The organism is Pseudoalteromonas sp. SG43-6, from assembly GCF_014164365.1.
Lineage (GTDB): Bacteria > Pseudomonadota > Gammaproteobacteria > Enterobacterales > Alteromonadaceae > Pseudoalteromonas > Pseudoalteromonas rhizosphaerae.
This window is the reverse complement of sequence record NZ_JACJEZ010000043.1, coordinates 14,620-32,851: the sequence shown is the minus strand read 5'-3', so window position 1 is coordinate 32,851 and position 18,232 is coordinate 14,620. Positions and strand designations below refer to the sequence as shown.

Genomic DNA, 18,232 nt, shown 5'->3' with positions numbered 1-18,232 from the left:
TATTAAACAGACACGCCTAAAGCGTGTTTTTTTATGCCTGAAACTCAGTGAAATAAATAGCTCGTCGGTCTCAGCTCTACATTAGCCAGCAAAGGCCATCTATTTAAATCCGGCTCCCGCAACCACTGAAATCAAGTAATAATGAATCGACACTCTTAAAATGAGTGTTTTTTTATGTCTAAAATTCAGTGAGTGCGAAAATTGGGCTACTCATAACCCGAAGGTCGTCGGTTCGTTCTTCATAAACTCAGGCTCCCGCAACAACTGAAATAAAGTACGACAAATTAAATAGGTATTGTTGATGAGTGCTTTTTCATGGCAGTATTTTGATAGAACCTAGAGCTTTGGCTATTTCCAAAGATCAGGATCTTCTTCTGGACGGGAATCTTTTCTGTCTAATACCTGCGAAAAGCGATTAGCAAAGATACCTAAGTAGCCCCAAGCGGCGAAGAATAGTGCGATGGCTAAAATTACTAAGCCGATGATTTGTAAGCTGTAGTGGCTATAATAGCCGAGGGTGATTAATATCACGGCTAGCACAAACAGTGCTAAGCCGCGTAAAAAGCGCTTTAAACTGAGCTTAGGCTCTGAACCTAAGCGATATATCAGCGGCTTTAGCATGACTGCCTACTATTAATAGTAAGAATGATCGCCAGCTTTGTGATCAGTAATATCAGCAACACCGGTGATTTCATCGAACTTAGCAATCATTTCTTTTTCAATGCCTTCTTTTAGTGTGACATCGATCATAGAACAACCATTACAGCCACCGCCAAATTGAAGAACAGCAATACCTTCAGCAGTTACTTCTACAAGGCTTACTTGGCCGCCATGGTTAGCAAGCTGAGGGTTAACCTCTGTTTCTAACATGTGTTGAATACGTTCGTTAAGTCCTGCATCATCACCGATTTTACGGGCTTTAGCATTGGGGGCTTTAAGTGTTAACTGGGTGCCCATTTTATCGGTAACGAAATCGATTTCAGCTTCTTCTAAAAATGGCGCGCTTTCTGTGTCAACTACAGCATCAAAGCCGTTAAAAGGAAGACGAATATCGGTGGCTTCTACTGCATCTTCAGGGCAGTAAGATACACCACATTCCGCTTGTGATGTGCCAGGGTTAACAACAAATACGCGAATATTTGTTTTTTCAGCTTGGTCAGCTAATAATTTTGCAAAATGCGATTGTGCGGTTTCGGAAATAGAAATCATAAAACAACTATACTTGACTAAATTACTCGGATACTGGTTATCATACTCCGCTCATCGCGTTGTCGCCAGTGTTGAGCGTAAAAATTTGGCATCTATTTTAAGCAATGGTAGCGTGCAAACATTGATCATTTACTGAGTGTTTTCTATGCGTTTGATAATAACAATCTTTACACTATTGCTAAGCTTTTCTTGTTTAGCACAACCGCTTTCATATTATTTCAATGATGATGTGAAATTTGATCCAACTATTCCCACTCCAGAGCAGGTTTTAGGCTATGAAGTCGGGCAGTGGCACGTACGTCATGATCAACTCGTTCGTTATATGGAAATATTGGCACAAAAAAGTGACCGTATTAATTTTGAAGTCATTGGTCGTACCCATGAGCAGCGCCCGCTCGTTATGCTAACTATCACCGCAGCTGATAAGTTGGCGAATGTGGAGCAAACACGTAAGGCGCACTTGGCTCGTTTAGCCGATCCAGAAAAAGCCAAAGAAACCGATCAGCCAGCGGTCGTTTGGATGGGTTATAGCGTTCATGGCAATGAATCTTCTGGTAGTAATTCAGCCTTGCTAGTGGCTTATTATTTAGCTGCGGCGCAAGGTAAAGAAATTGATACGCTATTAAATAACACGGTTATTTTACTCGATCCTTCATTAAACCCCGATGGTTTAGCACGCTTTGCGAATTGGGCGAATAGTAATCGCGGTATGAACTTATCGTCTGATCCACAAACTCGGGAGCATATTGAAAGCTGGCCAAGTAGCCGTACTAACCATTACTGGTTTGATTTAAATCGTGATTGGTTGCTGCTACAACACCCTGAATCACGTGCTCGTATTGCTAAGTTTCATTACTGGAAACCCAATATTCTTACTGATTTCCATGAAATGGGTCCCAATAGCACGTTTTTCTTTCAGCCAGGTATTCCATCACGTAAGCATCCGATCACCCCTGATGAAAATGTCAGTCTCACGAAGGCAATAGGTAACTATCATGCCAAAACATTGGATGAACACAACGCGTTATATTTTACCGAAGAAAGCTTTGATGATTTTTACTATGGCAAAGGTTCAACTTATCCAGATGTGAATGGTGGTGTGGGTATTTTATTTGAGCAAGCAAGTTCTCGTGGTCATCTGCAAGAAACCATAAATGGACCGCTGAGTTTTGCATTTACGATTAAAAACCAGCTGCTTACGAGCCTATCTACATTTCAGGCTGCGATAGATAATCGCCAAGCATTACTCGATTACCAAGCTAGTTTTTACAATAATGCTATAGAGCTTGCTAATGATGAAGATTATAAAGGTTATGTAGTGCAAGGCGGTGCAGATACAACACGTAGCGCACTTTTTTTAGATTTATTGAAACAGCATCAGATCAAAGCTTATCCACTTAATAAAGCAGTAAAAGCGGATGGTAAGAATTTTTCTGCGAAAAGTTATTTTGTGCCATTAGCCCAGCCGCAATATCGCTTAGTTAAAGCCATTTTTAGTGAGCAAAAGCGTTTTGTTGATAACACTTTTTATGATGTATCCGGTTGGACGTTAGCCCACGCTTTTAACTTGGAGTTTGCAGCAATCAAAAGTGGCTGGGGCTTAGACGTTAGTAAAAATGCATGGCAACAGCCTGAAAAACCACAATTTGCTGAGTTAGATGCACAGTATGCGTTTGGCTTTAAATGGGATAATTATTTAGCTCCGAAAATGCTTAATAAATTATTACAGCAAGGTGTGCAAGCTCGTGTGGCGCTCAGCCCGTTATCAGCTAAATCGCTTGCAAGTACACAGGAATTTGCTGCGGGTAGTATTATTATTCCTGCTGGGATTCAAAAAAATCCGCAATGGGTGTCGTTATTAAATAGTGCACAAAATGAGTTTGGTATTGCGATTACGCCTATTACTTCTGGCTTAACGGCAAAGGGTGTCGATTTAGGCTCGCGGACGTTAGCGGTAGTTAAAGCGCCGAAAGTATTACTCGTTGGTGGCCAAGGGACTAGTCAATATGAAGTAGGTGAAGTGTGGTATTACTTAGATCGCTTTGTTGGTGTGGCACCTACCATTGTGGAAATGGAACGTTTTGGTGATCTTGAACTTAGTGATTACAGTCACATTGTTTTGGCTCATGGAAATTACAATAAGCTTTCAGATGCTGACAAAATAGCAATTAAAACTTGGGTACGTAAAGGTGGAGTTATTTGGGGCCACAAAGGTGGGGCTAAGTTTTTAGTCGATCAACAACTATTAAAAACCAGTTATTTATCACGCCGAGATGTTGCCAGCGCCTTCAAAACGGATGGCTTAAACTATGGTGATAAAGATCATCTAGCTGGGCGTCAACGTATTGCTGGAGCGATATTTAATACTAAAGCCGATTTAACGCACCCACTTACTTTTTCATTACAGCGTGACACCTTACCAGTATTTAAAAATAGTACTTGGTTACTTGAAATGTCAGCTGCACCATTTGTAAATGTGTTGCAGTATACGCAAAAGCCATTACTAGCTGGCTTTACCGATGATGTGAATGTTGAGCAAGTAGCGGGAGCGGCTGGTTTAGTGGCACATTCGTATGGTCGTGGCAGTGTGATTGGTATGACAGATGATCCGGTATTTAGGGGCTATTGGTACGGCACCAGTCGTTTATTGAGCAATGCATTGTTTTTTGGTCACACATTTAGAGCGAATGCCGATTAATTAGCTTAAGTATTAATGTCCTAATGGTGTTAAGCAGGTTACAAATGCCCAAACTTGCTTAGCACCAGCCTTTTTAAGGGCGACGGTAGCTGCATTAAGAGTTGCTCCTGTGGTCATCACATCATCAATGATAGCAACTGTTTTTCCGCTCATATCGGTATTACATATAAATGCGCCATGTAAGTTTTTTACTCGTTTAGCTTTGCTAAGTGATGACTGTGCTTGGGTTTTCTTTGTACGCTGTAAACTCTGAGAATCAATATTTTCATTTACTAAACATGGCAACCAGCATTGTGATACTTGGTTAAAGCCTCGCTTTAAAAAACGCTGCTGATGTAGAGGTAAAATAATAAACAAATCTGGCCATATTTCGCTATTTTTTTTACTAACAGTCAGTTGTTGGCTAATAATTAACGACAATGCGTTTTTATAATGAATTTGGTTACTAAATTTAAGTTGCGTGAGCCAACCATCGAAAGGGGGACGATACCACGCGCAAGCGAACAGGTAATCGAATTGGCAATCAGGAAATAACTCAACCACATCTGGGCGATACAGTAAATTAGCATGTGTGGTTATATCTAATAGCGGTAAATCAGCTAAACAATGTTCGCATAAACTATGTTTGGTACGGATAATACTTTGGCATTGCACACAAAAAGAAGGAAAAAACCAATCGCCCAGCTGTTGAAAACATTGATGAAAAGCAGTCATTGCATTCATTCCCTCAAACGCTATTATGAGCGCTAAGTTTGGAGCAAGGTTATAAAAAATGCAAAATGAGCTGGTGTTATTACATGGTTGGGGGATGAATCAAGGCGTATGGCAGTTGATCTTGCCGGAGCTTCAATTTATGCATAACGATACAGTACGCAGTGTTGATTTACCCGGTTACGGTAATAATCAAGCATCGCCAAAGCCGTATACTTTGCATGCCGCTGCATTACAATTAAGCAATCAATTACAGCCAAACACTACCTTAATGGGCTGGTCTTTAGGTGGTTTATTTGCTCTTTATATTGCAAAGCACTGGCCTGAAAAAGTCGCGAAAGTGATATTAGTTGCTGCAACTCCATTGTTTGCTGAAGGCGATGATTGGCCAGGAATTAAAGCAAATGTATTAGCTGCATTTAAAGAGCAGTTAGTCACTCATCGTGAGAAAACCATCGATCGCTTTTTGGCAATACAGGCGATGGGCAGTGAAAATGCCCGAGATGATATTAAACAACTTAAACAGTTACTCAATGAATTTCCGGCTCCACAAGAGTGCGCATTAACTGCTGGTTTGGATATTTTACAGCAAGATGATTTACGCGATGCTTTTGCCTGTTGTCCAGTGCCGATCCGTGCTGTATTTGGTCGTTTAGATGCATTGGTACCGTATCGCGCAGTAACCAAAATGAAAGTTTTAAAACACGATTTTGAGTATGAAGTGATCGATAAGGCGTCACACGCACCTTTTATATCCCATAAAAAAGAGTTTTTATCTGCCGTCAAATCAATGCTTTGAAAAGTAACTTTACTGTGGTTTGAAAAACTCTGCAGTAAAGCTTTATTTTGACTGTTTTATGAGCGATAATTAACCAATATATCATTGGTGGAGGTGTTATATGCCAATCGGATCTGTGTTTAATAACGGTGTTGAAGGTTTTAATCGTGCCAGTCAGGGTATAGAGAAAGCCAGCGCAGAAATAAATCGCGCCAGCATTGAGCAACAAGACGACGCCCAGCTTGCCCAACAGCGCCAGCTGCAAGCTGCTCGTCCGGAAGAAGCGGTAACCGCTCCTGTGTCACAACCACCACGTATTGATGAAGCCTTGGTCAATTTAAAGGTCGAAGAGTTTAATGCCAAAGCCAATACGCAATCAATTCAAACCGCAGACGAAGTGCTGGGGACTTTGATTGATATTCGTGTTTAATTTGCCATGAACATTGTCACGCCATTTCCAAATATTAATATAAACACCGCAAATGTTTATACGGAAACCGCTCGGCGTGACAACCAACTTCGGGAAGTTATCCCGCCACCTGCAGCTACAAAACCGACTAATGCTGAAAACAAAGCGCTTGGTGATAATGAAAAAACTAAACAACCCGGTACAACTGATACCGGCACTTATGATGCCAAGGGTAAACTTGCCGACGAAAAAGTAATTCAAGAGCGTCAGCAGGGAGATGCAGAGCAAAACCCAGAGCAAAATGAACAGCAACAACAAGATACAGAGAAAGAAGCAAAGCAAAAAGAGCAAGTAGCTCAGCAAGAGCAACAAGACGCTGAGCAAATTAAAGAGTTAAAAGCGCGTGATATTGAAGTACGTATTCATGAGCAAGCTCACTCATCAGTTGGTGGTCAACACGCAGGTTCGCCAAGTTATGAGTACCAACGCGGACCTGATGGTACCAATTACGCTGTTGGTGGCGAAGTACAAATTGACGTTGCTGAAATAGCAGGTGACCCGCGAGCTACAATAGAGAAAATGCAAACGGTACGTGCTGCAGCTTTAGCGCCGGCAGAGCCTTCTGGTGCTGATCGTTCGATTGCTGCTGATGCCACTCAAAAGCTCGCTGCAGCGCAAGCAGAGCTTAGTAATATAGACAGTGATGATGAAAGCAGTACGCAATCAGCATCGTTCAAAGTAGATAACGAATTAACAAAGGATGAGAAAGCTGCAGCTACTGCTGAATCAGAAACCGCAACGGCTAAGCGCGATATTGAAGTTGAGCAGCGTGCAGGTCGTATTGCGCAGTTTTATCAAGCCGCCACCTCGCCTTATGGACAGTCTGGCTTTTCTGCAACCATATAGTTGCTCCCTCGTAATATGTGTTTCCTCAATTTAAATCCAAATAAATCATTTTTTAAGTGTGGTTATTCACATTTATTTACCTAAAGATGTATGCACTTAATTGTGAAACATTACTGTAACTGCTATTTTCCCTACGATTTTTATTATGGAAGACAATTAAATGAAATATGCAGTATTAGCAGGGGCTTTATCACTTTTCTCAATCACCGCCGCAGCAAACCAAGCATCACTTTTAAGCTACGATTATGTTGAAGTTGGCTATACAAAAACTGACATTAAAAGCAATGATAAAACGGATCCTGACAGCCCAATGTATTCTGGCTACGATGGGTACGTTATTAATCTTAGCAAACAAATTTTTGAAAGTTGGTATGTGACAGGCTCGTATTCTCAAAGTCGTGTTGACTATTCTAGCACTACTACATTTACATCATTTGCTCCTCTACCAGATGGCACTTATACATCTAATATGACAGATTCTTACTATGAAACAACGGATATGAGTTTAACTCGTTATAATGTTGGCTTTGGATACATTCAACATTTTTCAAGAGAAACTTCTGTTGACTATGCCCTGAAGTATGGGAAAAGTAAGGTTAAGACTGAGGAAACATTTGTACATAGACTTGAATCTGATGGTAATGTTTTTGATGTTTCAAAAACATACTATGAAGGTTCAGAAACAGCTGACTCCTTTGAAGTAACTGCACAAATTCTACATTTATTGAGCGAACAATTTGAAGTAAATGCAGGCGTTGGTTATGAACGTTTACATGGCGTAGGTGCTGGTTATGTACGTTTACATGATGCTGAAAGTGAAAATAACCTCCTGTTAAAAGCGGGTATAAATTACGCAGTCACTGAAAAAATAACGTTTGCTGCTTCCTACAGTTACACCGATGAATACGCTGACATCGCAGCAGCAGCATTTCGTTATTATTTTTAAATCGGATTTAAATAGCAGAATTGCAAACGCCACAAACTGAGTTTGTGGCGTTTTTGCTTAAGCGTTATTTTTTCACTTTTGCATTTGCGAAGGCGTCTGCAAATGCATTACCCATCATTGCATTACCGGTATCGCGTGTTGGTTTTGCAGCGCGAGGTTGCTGAGCATTGTTACGATTATTGGCTTGCGGCTTTTGACTGACTGATGGAGCAGGTTTATTGCTGGTATCAATGTCATCGTCTAAACGCATGGTAAAACTAATACGTTTACGGGCAGCGTCAACTTCCACTACTTTTACTTTTACAATATCACCCGCTTTAACTACTTCACGCGGATCAGAGATAAACTTATTAGTGATCGCTGAAATATGTACTAAACCATCTTGGTGCACACCCACATCAACAAAGGCACCAAAGTTAGCTACGTTTGAAACCACGCCTTCTAAAATCATCCCTGGCTTTAAGTCACTGATTTTTTCAACACCTGCTTTAAACTCTGCTGTTTTAAAATCAGGACGAGGGTCGCGTCCAGGTTTATCAAGTTCACTGATGATGTCGGTAACCGTTGGTAAGCCAAATTTATCATCAATGTAGTCATTGGCAACTAACTTATTCAGCAGCTCTGAGTTACCAATTAGGTTATTTACATCGAGACTATTTTGTTCACAAATGCGTTTAACGATAGGGTAAGCTTCCGGGTGAACTGATGATTTATCAAGTGGGTCGCTGCCATTACTAATTTTTAAGAAACCGGCGGCTTGTTCAAATGCTTTTGGCCCTAAACGCTCTACTTTCTTTAGCTCTGAGCGTTTAGTGAATGAACCGTTAGCATCGCGATAATTAACAATATTTTGCGCTAAGGTTTTATTTAACCCTGAAACACGCGCAAGCAATGGCACTGAGGCCATATTTAAATCTACACCTACCGAGTTCACACAATCTTCAACAACAGAAGTCAGAGTTTGCCCTAGTTGGCTTTGTGATACATCGTGCTGATATTGACCTACACCAATTGACTTAGGCTCCACTTTCACAAGTTCAGCAAGTGGATCTTGTAAGCGACGCGCAATTGAAACCGCACCACGTAACGACACATCTAAATCAGGAAACTCATTAGCAGCAAATTCTGATGCTGAATACACCGATGCGCCAGCTTCACTGACCATAATTTTATTGAGTTTTAGCTCGCTATTTGCTTTGATTAATTCAGCAACCAGTTTGTCTGATTCGCGTGAAGCGGTGCCGTTACCAATAGCGATTAGCTCGACTTTATGTTGGCGGCATAACTGCTCTAGCGTTCGTACTGATTTATCCCAATGATTTTGTGGTGCATGTGGGAAGATAGTTTGTGTGGCTAATAACTTACCAGTGCTATCAACAACGGCAATTTTACAGCCAGTGCGCAGACCAGGATCTAGGCCCAATGTTATGCGAGGCCCAGCAGGGGCAGCCATAAGTAAGTCTTTTAAGTTTTTAGCGAACACATCGATAGCGCCTGTTTCGGCTTTTTCACGCATGGCTGCTAAAAATTCGTTTTCTAAATGTAAGCCTAGCTTAATTTTCCAGGCCCACTGCACGACAGTGAGTAACCACGGGCTGGCTACTTGGTTGTTAATATCAAGGCGGTAATGATCGGCAATCATCACGGCACACATATGGGCCGGGTTTTCTGAACTTGGCTCAGGGTTGATTGTTAACTGTAGAATACCCTCGTTGCGCGCGCGCAACATAGCTAAAGCGCGGTGCGAAGGCACTTTTTTAAGCGCTTCTTGATGCTCAAAATAATCTCGGTATTTAGCGCCAGCTTGTTCTTGGCCTTTGATTAAGCTTGCTTCGATTTGGCCGTGCTGACTGATGTGACTACGAAATTTGGCGAGCAGTTTGGCATCTTCAGCAAAGCGTTCCATTAAAATAAATTTAGCGCCATCCAGAACTGCTTTTTCATCAGCAAAGCCGGCTTCTGCATTTAGGTAGCCAGCGGCTTGTTGCTCAGGATCTAAAGAAGCATCATTAAATAAAGCATTCGCTAACGGCTCAAGACCAGCTTCAATAGCAATTTGCCCCTTAGTGCGGCGCTTAGCTTTGTAAGGTAAATATAAATCTTCAAGTTCAGTCTTGCTATCCGCATTATTAATATCGGCAGCTAAGCTGGTAGTGAGTTTATCTTGCGCTTTAATCGTCGAAAGAATGAAGGCTCTACGTTCTTCCAGCTCTCTTAAATACGATAAACGCTGCTCTAACAATCGTAATTGGGTATCGTCTAAACCACCCGTTACTTCTTTACGATAGCGGGCAATAAAAGGCACTGTTGAACCTTCATCGAGTAATTTTGTAGCAGCTATAACTTGTTGCTCTTGAGCATTCAGCTCAGTGGCTAAACGTGCAGAGATATTGCTCATGCAAAAACCTTATTAAACAATTTGAAGACCAGAACGATAGTTTTGGCGTAATTAATTGCTTGAATAATATCACAGCAGGGCTTAATAAAAAGGCCTTAAAGTATGCTATTTATATACTTTAAGGCCTTTTAAAGAGGTGGTTCAATTAAACATGTATCAGTGCTTAATGAGGGTGTTCAATATGTTGCATTACTTCACTAAAACTGTGCGCGATAGGTGTGATATGTAACGGAATTTGTAATGTTTTAGCAATTTCTCGAGCTGAAATTAAACCACAAATTTCATTATGTGCGGTAGTAACCAGTAAAAACATAATACCGTTTTGTTCCATTGTTTGTAGTGCATCACCAATACAAGCATAGCTTAAGCTTTGCATACTTACGCCAGTTAAGTGGCTAAGTGGTGTCATTACATGAAGTAAGTTAACTTCGTTGCGAGGTACATTTAAGCGCTGTGCTAAAATCATAATTTTTGAGCTTTGTAGATCCGCACTAGATGCTATACCAAGTAATTTTTCTTTGTCATCTACTACTAAAATAAAGTCTGTATGTTGGCTAGTGATCTGTTTTAATGCATCAACAATGCTGGTTTCAAAATGAGCACGTAGCGGGTCTTTTTGAGTAAAATTATTGACCATTTTCAAAGCCGGAGACGTTAAATCAATTAACGGCTGAGTGTCACGGTAAGTGTGAGATAAAACGCCTTTAGAAATGTCTTGAGTACGAAGTTCTTTAAAGTTAGCCATAGTAATCACCAATTATATTATTAAATTTAATCAAGTTTTTAAGCGATAAATTAAATAAAATAAGCCGGTGGTCCACGCTGATACGCATAGCTAAAAGGTTGTACGAAAGTGGTACTCACATAAAGTGATAAAATGTTTTCAGGGAGTGGTTGAAGCACCCTGATAGAGATCCCGTCAACGTGTGTGTCTAAGTCAACGTCAAGATTAGCTTGGTCAGGAATGTCACAAGCAACATAGTTTGCGGTTGGGGATAAATGGTCGTGGTCGTCAAAACCTTGAGCAATTACAGTCAAACTCACACTCATTAAGAGTGTAAATAACACGGCATTACTTACTATGCGATGTATTACGTTTGACATAACTACTACCTTCTAATATTCAACTCAAGCGCGAAATGCTTTACTTGAGTACTTTTATTTATAGTCTACAAATTCACTTTAGACAATCAATAATTAACCTTATCTGAATAATGAGAAGCGAGGATCTATCGTTTTACTGAGGATTTATGAAGCCCCAGAGTAACTGATACTGTTAACGTACCACTCTTTTTTGCCCTGCGGAGTTGTAACATAAAACTCATCATCCACTTGTTTTTTCAATAATGCGCGCGCCATCGGCGAATCAATCGAGATATAATCTTTGCGGTCATAAATCTCATCAGGGCCAACAATGCGAAACTTCAGCACTTCACCTTGTTCATTTTCTATTTCGACCCATGCACCAAAAAACACTTTACCAGCTTGCTGCGGCGAGTAATCAATTATTTTTAGATCTGGCATGCGTTTGCGTAAATACCGCACGCGACGATCTATTTGTCTTAACAAACGTTTATTGTACTGGTAATCAGCATTTTCTGAACGGTCACCAAGGCTAGCAGCCCAGCTCACTATTTTTGTGACTTCAGGGCGTTTAACATTCCATAAGTGGTCGTGTTCTTGTTGCAGCTGTAAATACCCTTCGCGGGTGATTAAATTAGTTTTCACGTTTAAATTATTACCTTGAGAAACACCTAGGCAAGGTATAAAAATCTTGTTGGCTTGTCGAGCTGATTTTTGTTCTCGCCAGCATTTTTGTGGGCTTGAAATGTTCAGTAACAATCTAGTGACCTAATTAGTTTTTTATTATCATGTTTTTCATTTATATTAATCATAACAGTACAGAAAAATAAGAATGAAAGTGATGGGACATGAAACCACAAAAGTATTAGTCGTTGATGATGATATGCGCTTACGCAGCTTGTTAGAGCGCTACTTGGTAGAACAAGGATTTATTGTGCGTACAGCTGCTAATTCAGAACAAATGGATCGGCTGTTAGAGCGTGAAAACTTTCACTTGATGGTACTTGATTTAATGTTACCCGGTGAAGATGGCTTATCTATCTGTCAGCGGTTACGCCAAAAAGAAAATGAAATTCCAATTGTCATGTTAACTGCCAAAGGTGATGAGGTTGATCGTATTATCGGTTTAGAGCTTGGTGCTGATGATTACATCCCGAAACCATTTAACCCGCGTGAATTATTAGCGCGTATTAAAGCCATTTTGCGTCGTCGTTCAAAAGAAGTGCCAGGTGCACCGTCAGCAGAAGAAAATCATATTTCGTTTGGTGAGTTTTCGCTTAATTTAGCCACCCGTGAAATGAGCCAAGGCGACAAAACCATGTCGTTGACCAGTGGTGAGTTTGCGGTATTGAAAGCGCTTGTTACACATCCACGAGAGCCGCTTAGTCGTGATAAGTTAATGAACTTAGCGCGTGGTCGAGATTACAGTGCATTAGAGCGTAGTATCGATGTACAAGTCTCACGTTTGCGTCGCATGATCGAAGTCGATGCCGCTAATCCACGTTATATTCAAACTGTATGGGGCTTAGGTTACGTATTTGTTCCAGATGGTGAAAAATAGCCATAATGAGTATGTTTCCCAAAAGTGCATTTGGACAAACGGTGTTTTTAGTTGCGGCACTATTGTTGATCAACCAAGTAGTGTCTTACATCACGGTTAGCCTTTACGTAGTTAAGCCTACTATTGAGCAAGTTAACCTTATTCTCGCAAAACAAATCAAAACTGTGTTTATAGACTGGGAAGATGGCGTTGAAATAAGTGATGAGGTGTCTGAAAAGTTTTTTGAAATAACCGGTATCGAAGTTATGACCCAGCGCCAAGCGATGAGCGAAGGTTTGGCGCAAACTCGTGAATATTCAATGTTGTCGCGTAGTATGTCAGAGCAACTAAATGGTTCAGCCCGAGTGCGTATTAGCCAAACAGATCCGCTTGTTTATTGGGTAGAAGCGCCGCAAGCACCGGGTTACTGGGTTAAAGTACCGCTAACTGGTTTTAAAGAAAATAATCTCGAATTTCTAACCTTTTATTTATCTAGTATCGGCTTTTTAAGTGTACTCGGTGGTTGGCTGTTCGCACGTCATTTGAATCGACCTTTAAAAGCGCTGCAACAAGCGGCGGTAAAAGTAGGGGTTGGAGATTTTTCTACAAAATTAGAGGAACACGGCTCAACTGAAGTCATCGAAGTAACCCGCGCATTTAATCAAATGTCACGTGGTATAGCAGCGCTTGAGAACGATCGCCGTCTACTTATGGCTGGGGTGTCTCATGATTTACGTACGCCGCTGACGCGCATTCGCCTTGCTACCGAAATGATGTCGGATGAAGAAGATTATCTGCGTGAAGGGATCATCTACGATATTGAAGACATGAATGCCATTATTGATCAGTTTATTGAGTATTTGCGTCATCACAAACGTGAGGAGTTAGCGCTTGAAGATCTCAACGCGATAGTGTCAGAAGTGGTGCATTCAGAACAAAAACATCAACGCACTATCACTTTTAGCGAAAATCCTAGTATTAGTAACATTCCTTTAAGTATGGTGGCAATCAAGCGAGTTATTACCAACATGATTGAAAATGCAATCCGTTATTCGGATGGTGATATTGATGTTGAAACTGCGCTAAGTCGTGATAAAAAATACGCTATGGTGATTGTAAAAGATCATGGCCCAGGTATTCCTGAAAGTGAACTTGAAACGGTATTTGAACCTTTTAAACAAGGCGATGCTGCGCGAGGCAGTGAAGGTAGTGGGTTAGGGCTTGCGATCATTAAGCGCATAGTTGATATGCATGGTGGTAAAGTAAAACTGGTTAATCGCCCTGAAGGCGGTTTAAATGCTGAGGTTTATTTACCAGTCAAAGTGAGTTAGCTGTATATACTATTATATACTTTTATACTACTCGGCTGCTGTCTGCGCTGCCAAAAAGGACTGTTTGACCAGCGTTGCTCTTGAGCGTAAAAATAGCGTTTGTGATCTAAATAACGATGCCAAATCTGTTCTATTTGTTGCTGGTATAGTTTTTTAAATTGTAGCTGGCTATCGTGTTCTATTTTATTGACTATCTCGAGTTTTTTCATCAGATCGGCAAGTTGCATGGCACTTGCCATCGCATTAAAAATTCCTTGCGATGAGATTGGGTCAAAGCTCAGTGCTGCATCACCTAAAGCGGCCCATTGTTGGCCTGCAAAACACTCTAAGCGAGTGGAGTTCGCGCTGACGATACCGTGCAGTGTTATTGGCTGTTGGCATACATCGAGAATCTTCGCTTGATTGGCATAACATTGCGCATGTTGAGTAAATAACTTTGTATCACGTTGTAAGCCTTTGGTCAGCAAATCCGGATCCGTTTGAAATGCTAAAACACGACGTTGGTTTGGTAATGGTGCACTGTACCACCAGCCGTTTTGCGTGGCACAAATGCTGCCTAGTTGATTTTCAATAGTATTAGCCACGGTTGCCCAGCAAGATATTAGACGGTCATGTTGTTTGCGAGCGGTGTATTTTTTTGCAAAATGAGCCTCTCGGCCAGTGGCATCAATTACGAATTGACTCGCAATGTTGATTGTTTGCTCTTGTTGTAACTGTGTTAGTGTTATTTGCCAGCGTTGCCCTTGGTATTCGCTGTGTGCTAATTTGGCAGGCCAAATACAGCGGACACCCCGTTGCAGCGCTTTTTCGCGTAAAAAGCTCTCAAATACTTGACGATCCAAGCGCCAACCTAAACCATCCGGGTTACTGAGATTATCAGTAACATAGGGTGTTGATTGGCCCCAACTTATTTGCAATCCTGCATTGTGTAAATGCTGTGGGGTAAGTACGTTGGCCACCAGTTGGTTTTCAAATTCAGTTAACAAATCTAACTGTTGTAAAATACGCCGTGCGGCAGGTGCTAAGCATTCACCAATTCGCTCTTCGGGCATCTCAGACTTATCAATCAAAGTAACTTGATATGAATCACATAAAGCAAGTGCGGCGATACAGCCTGCCACACCTGCACCAATGATCACAACATCCGTTTGTAATTCGGTCTCTTGCAGCATTGCTTTAGCGTCCTTTATTGCGATGAAAGCGGCTCGCTTTTTCAGTAACACCTAAGTTGGTTTGACTACGATGTGAAGCATGCTCAGCCGAGAGAGTCGCTTTTGTATGCTGTATCGCTTTACTCGCTAAGTTAACTTGTGCCTCATCTTGTGGATTGTTGGGCAATATACCAACCTGCATTGCGCTAGGAAATTGTGCATCGCCTATTACGCCGATATGCGGTTGTACAATCGCAAGTTCAGCAAAGTTGTCTATCATACTATTGATTTGGTTTGTATATGTGGCAGGATTACCGTGCAGAGGTAAATCATCAAGCCAATCAGTACGATAAGCAAAAGCCTGTTGACGAGTACTGTCAGGTAATGAGGTATCAAGCACTTGTTGATAGCGGAACTGATTCATTATTTGATTTGGCACTCGAGCAGGCCAAAATGTCGGTAAAAATGGATCGTACTCAGAGCTGTAGCCATCTCTACAGCTCGCGGTATCAGTTTGCCAAGGAATAGCCATCCAGCGTGTTATCCCGCCTGCTACTTGACCACCAAATAAAGGTCCTTGCGCGAGAGTATAAACGTCGCTATTCATCACAGGACCATAATAGTAACGGTCGCTTTGTAAGTCCGCTTGGGCGTGTTTGAGTCGAAATGCCGACATATACATGCCTGCAGTTCGCATTGGCCAAGTCATTTCACAGCCCGGGTGAAATGCATCAGCAAGGCAAAACTCCATCGCGCCGCGAGTAAGTAGTTCTGGCTGCTCAGCAATTGGATAATCATCTAACGCGGTTACATTTGCATGTGCCGGACAAGCTGATTGAGGGGTGTAATCATTAATAAAATCACCTTTCACCCATTGGTCTAAAAAGCTCAACTGCAAATTTGATAGCGTTGCATGCTGGCGCACTGAGCCCGTGGGAGGAATGCTAATCGCGTCGCCATACAGCCAAGGCCATAGTTGTGGAGCTTGCGCACCGGGAACATCAAAACGACGAAAGTTATTAGACAGTGTACGGCGTAATTCCTGATAGGCAGGAGAGGGATCGCTAAGCTTTTCTAGCCATTCATTGGTGGTGTAATTAAACTGACCCCCCCAGCCAAATGCGCCAGCAAATCCGTCATTAACCCATTGTAAATCCGTCATTCGGGCAAATATGGGTTGAATGTCGTTACTAAAGGAAGGTCGCTGTGGTCTTGCCAGCATACCAGCATCTACAGCAACGTCGCGCATTAAATCCCACATGGTGCGTACTGATTTTTGCATCGGTGCATAATCCGGTGGCGCGCAAATAACCCAAGCGGGTTCTACTCTTAGCGATACCCCCTGATATACAACCTCTGCTGTAATTGGGCCATCTGAGGTGTCATCATACCAGCCTTCATTATTTGCAAAGGTAATGGCTATATCGCCGTTTACGTTGCGTGACACGCCATGACCACCGAGCATGAGTAAGCGACCGTATTGATCACTGCGCATTTCGCCTAAGTACACATCCTGATCCATAAATTGGCCAATAAACTCATGCTTAGATTTTACGTTTTTGCCGCTTATACTGTGTTTACCCCCTTTGATTAACAGCTTGCTACGATCGGCTACATTGTTATTACGCAGTAACGATGGCGGCGCATCTGCGGCTTCTGGAATATCTAAAGCAATTTGAAATTCGTACCAGCAGGCTTTTTGATTTGCTAATTCAGCATGCCAAGTAATGTCTGCATTATCGAGGGTTAGTTCTTTTATCGCTTTACCAGCGGCATTAAAACCGTAAATTCTAAACTCAGCTGCTTGGCGCTTTAATGCACCTGTTTTATCTCGGTAACTGTATTCATCAGTATGAGCTATGGGCTGCGGTTGTTGCGGGCCAATAAAGTAGCCTTTTTTACTATTACCCACGCGCATTACACCAATAGGCGGATAAATACCGGCATAAACAATACACTCAGAGTCAGTATCTTGATCTTGCTGTGGCTTAAATTCACTTAACTGTTTAGGCTCTTGTAGCTGCTGACCGTTGGCTGTATGTCGGGCATGAGCACTGGCCGCATAGGCTGACTTTCGAGCCAATGCAATGCTACCTAGAGGCTCATGGGCGGCTAAAGTACGCCAAATATTAAACGCTAAGTTATTACCAAGCTCAGCTTGACCAATCGCGGTAATATTTTGTTGTGCTAAATGCAGCCGCGCAATACATACGTATGGGCTTTCTTCACAGCTCCACACGGCTTGTGCATCATCAAGTGGCATTGTTTTTGGGTTTGTTCTTAATTGTACTTCAAAGCGAAATGTTGCACTGCCTTGACGTAAACGTCGCTGCAAATCTAAAGCGAGGTAATTATTATCGACACTTGGTGCGCCAAGTTCACTGCCTTCAGGCACTAAGCGATATTTTACAATCTGTCGTTCGCCTAATTTGAACGGTAATATTGCCCAATAATTAGCGCTTAAACAGCTTGCTTCAACTTTTTGCATAGCCTGTAAAATATTGGCTGTTTGTATGTGTTTTGGATTATTTAAATAGGCATCATAGTTTTTATCGATCACGCCTGCAGTGGTGAATTGGCACATCTGTTGCGCATTTTTGGTGAAAAATCGATCCATGTTTTGAAAAATAAAATCTGCGGTATCACCTTCGCCAATCAGCTTTGGCCCATCTACTCCAAAGAGCTTCACTGCCAATCCTAATGTGCTGTGTAAATCTGGTGATGATGCTAACGTATCACTTGAAAAGCGCACTGCACATTCGTATTCTTTGCCTGCAAAAATGCCAATTTTAAATTGTGGGTCTATATCTGGATTGATAATAAAGTGGCCGTAAGCGATGCCATGTTGCTTTCTAAATACAGCTCGTTGTGCTGGCTGTTGACCTTTGTCTATACGCAGCACTTGACCAAGGCCAACAAACATTTCAGTTAACCGCTGGCAGGCTAATTCAACATCTTTGTCATTTGACCAACACGGCACATTATTAGCAGTTGCTAGCGTTTTAATACTGCGATTTTTGGGTTTCTTAGCCATTATTATATTCCTTATAGTATTGAAGCGGCTCTAGAGGT

General features: G+C 41.7%; 16 protein-coding genes. 7 read left to right on the top strand and 9 right to left on the bottom strand.

The window, feature by feature from the left end:
• Positions 1 to 348: 348 nt before the first annotated feature.
• Positions 349 to 621: a hypothetical protein gene (locus H5201_RS16805; protein ID WP_145242551.1), complete on the bottom strand. Its 273-nt coding sequence runs from the start codon at positions 619 to 621 to the stop codon at positions 349 to 351.
• A gap of 12 nt (positions 622 to 633) precedes the next feature.
• Complete coding sequence (nfuA, locus tag H5201_RS16800; protein ID WP_145242549.1) at positions 634 to 1,209, bottom strand: Fe-S biogenesis protein NfuA; 576 nt, start codon at positions 1,207 to 1,209, stop codon at positions 634 to 636.
• 145 nt (positions 1,210 to 1,354) lie between these two features.
• On the opposite strand from nfuA, the gene H5201_RS16795 reads away from it, so the two are divergent.
• Positions 1,355 to 3,907, top strand: coding sequence for a M14 metallopeptidase family protein (locus tag H5201_RS16795; protein ID WP_149983056.1), 2,553 nt, complete (start codon positions 1,355 to 1,357; stop codon positions 3,905 to 3,907).
• Between the two features lie 12 nt (positions 3,908 to 3,919).
• On the opposite strand, the gene H5201_RS16790 is transcribed toward H5201_RS16795, so the two are convergent.
• The gene (locus tag H5201_RS16790) at positions 3,920 to 4,621 is read right to left on the bottom strand and encodes a ComF family protein (protein ID WP_145242545.1); all 702 of its coding nucleotides are present in this window, start codon (positions 4,619 to 4,621) and stop codon (positions 3,920 to 3,922) included.
• Between the two features lie 58 nt (positions 4,622 to 4,679).
• On the opposite strand from H5201_RS16790, the gene bioH reads away from it, so the two are divergent.
• From bioH to H5201_RS16770, 4 genes are all read left to right on the top strand, one after another.
• Positions 4,680 to 5,417, top strand: coding sequence for a pimeloyl-ACP methyl ester esterase BioH (gene bioH, locus H5201_RS16785; protein ID WP_182719091.1), 738 nt, complete (start codon positions 4,680 to 4,682; stop codon positions 5,415 to 5,417).
• Between the two features lie 100 nt (positions 5,418 to 5,517).
• Positions 5,518 to 5,826 carry a hypothetical protein gene (locus H5201_RS16780; protein WP_145242541.1) on the top strand — a complete coding sequence of 103 codons (309 nt, stop codon included), beginning with the start codon at positions 5,518 to 5,520 and terminating at the stop codon, positions 5,824 to 5,826.
• Between the two features lie 6 nt (positions 5,827 to 5,832).
• A complete protein-coding gene (locus H5201_RS16775; RefSeq protein ID WP_182719093.1) occupies positions 5,833 to 6,711 on the top strand; it encodes a putative metalloprotease CJM1_0395 family protein in 879 nt (292 codons plus the stop codon).
• 160 nt (positions 6,712 to 6,871) lie between these two features.
• A complete protein-coding gene (locus H5201_RS16770; protein ID WP_182785096.1) occupies positions 6,872 to 7,657 on the top strand; it encodes a hypothetical protein in 786 nt (261 codons plus the stop codon).
• Positions 7,658 to 7,721: 64 nt separating this feature from the next.
• On the opposite strand, the gene H5201_RS16765 is transcribed toward H5201_RS16770, so the two are convergent.
• From H5201_RS16765 to greB, 4 genes are all read right to left on the bottom strand, one after another.
• Positions 7,722 to 10,055 (bottom strand): Tex family protein, encoded by a 2,334-nt coding sequence (locus tag H5201_RS16765; protein ID WP_145242535.1) that lies wholly within the window; start codon positions 10,053 to 10,055, stop codon positions 7,722 to 7,724.
• 163 nt (positions 10,056 to 10,218) lie between these two features.
• Positions 10,219 to 10,800: a CBS domain-containing protein gene (locus H5201_RS16760; RefSeq protein ID WP_145242533.1), complete on the bottom strand. Its 582-nt coding sequence runs from the start codon at positions 10,798 to 10,800 to the stop codon at positions 10,219 to 10,221.
• Positions 10,801 to 10,850: 50 nt separating this feature from the next.
• Positions 10,851 to 11,159, bottom strand: coding sequence for a hypothetical protein (locus tag H5201_RS16755; RefSeq protein WP_145242531.1), 309 nt, complete (start codon positions 11,157 to 11,159; stop codon positions 10,851 to 10,853).
• Between the two features lie 144 nt (positions 11,160 to 11,303).
• Positions 11,304 to 11,783, bottom strand: a complete 480-nt coding sequence (gene greB, locus H5201_RS16750; RefSeq protein WP_182719096.1) for a transcription elongation factor GreB — start codon at positions 11,781 to 11,783, stop codon at positions 11,304 to 11,306.
• A gap of 196 nt (positions 11,784 to 11,979) precedes the next feature.
• On the opposite strand from greB, the gene ompR reads away from it, so the two are divergent.
• Together ompR and envZ are read left to right on the top strand one after the other, a co-directional pair.
• Positions 11,980 to 12,699, top strand: coding sequence for a two-component system response regulator OmpR (ompR, locus tag H5201_RS16745; RefSeq protein WP_145242004.1), 720 nt, complete (start codon positions 11,980 to 11,982; stop codon positions 12,697 to 12,699).
• Between the two features lie 5 nt (positions 12,700 to 12,704).
• Entirely contained in the window at positions 12,705 to 14,009 is a 1,305-nt protein-coding gene (gene envZ, locus H5201_RS16740) for a two-component system sensor histidine kinase EnvZ (protein WP_149983061.1), read from the top strand.
• Here the strand turns inward: envZ and H5201_RS16735 are convergent.
• Both H5201_RS16735 and H5201_RS16730 read right to left on the bottom strand, forming a co-directional pair.
• A complete protein-coding gene (locus H5201_RS16735) occupies positions 14,006 to 15,181 on the bottom strand; it encodes a tryptophan 7-halogenase (protein ID WP_182740429.1) in 1,176 nt (391 codons plus the stop codon). The genes envZ and H5201_RS16735 overlap by 4 nt on opposite strands.
• Positions 15,182 to 15,185: 4 nt before the next feature.
• On the bottom strand, positions 15,186 to 18,194 hold the full coding sequence (locus H5201_RS16730) for a LodA/GoxA family CTQ-dependent oxidase (RefSeq protein WP_182785095.1): 3,009 nt from the start codon (positions 18,192 to 18,194) through the stop codon (positions 15,186 to 15,188).
• Positions 18,195 to 18,232 lie beyond the last annotated feature (38 nt).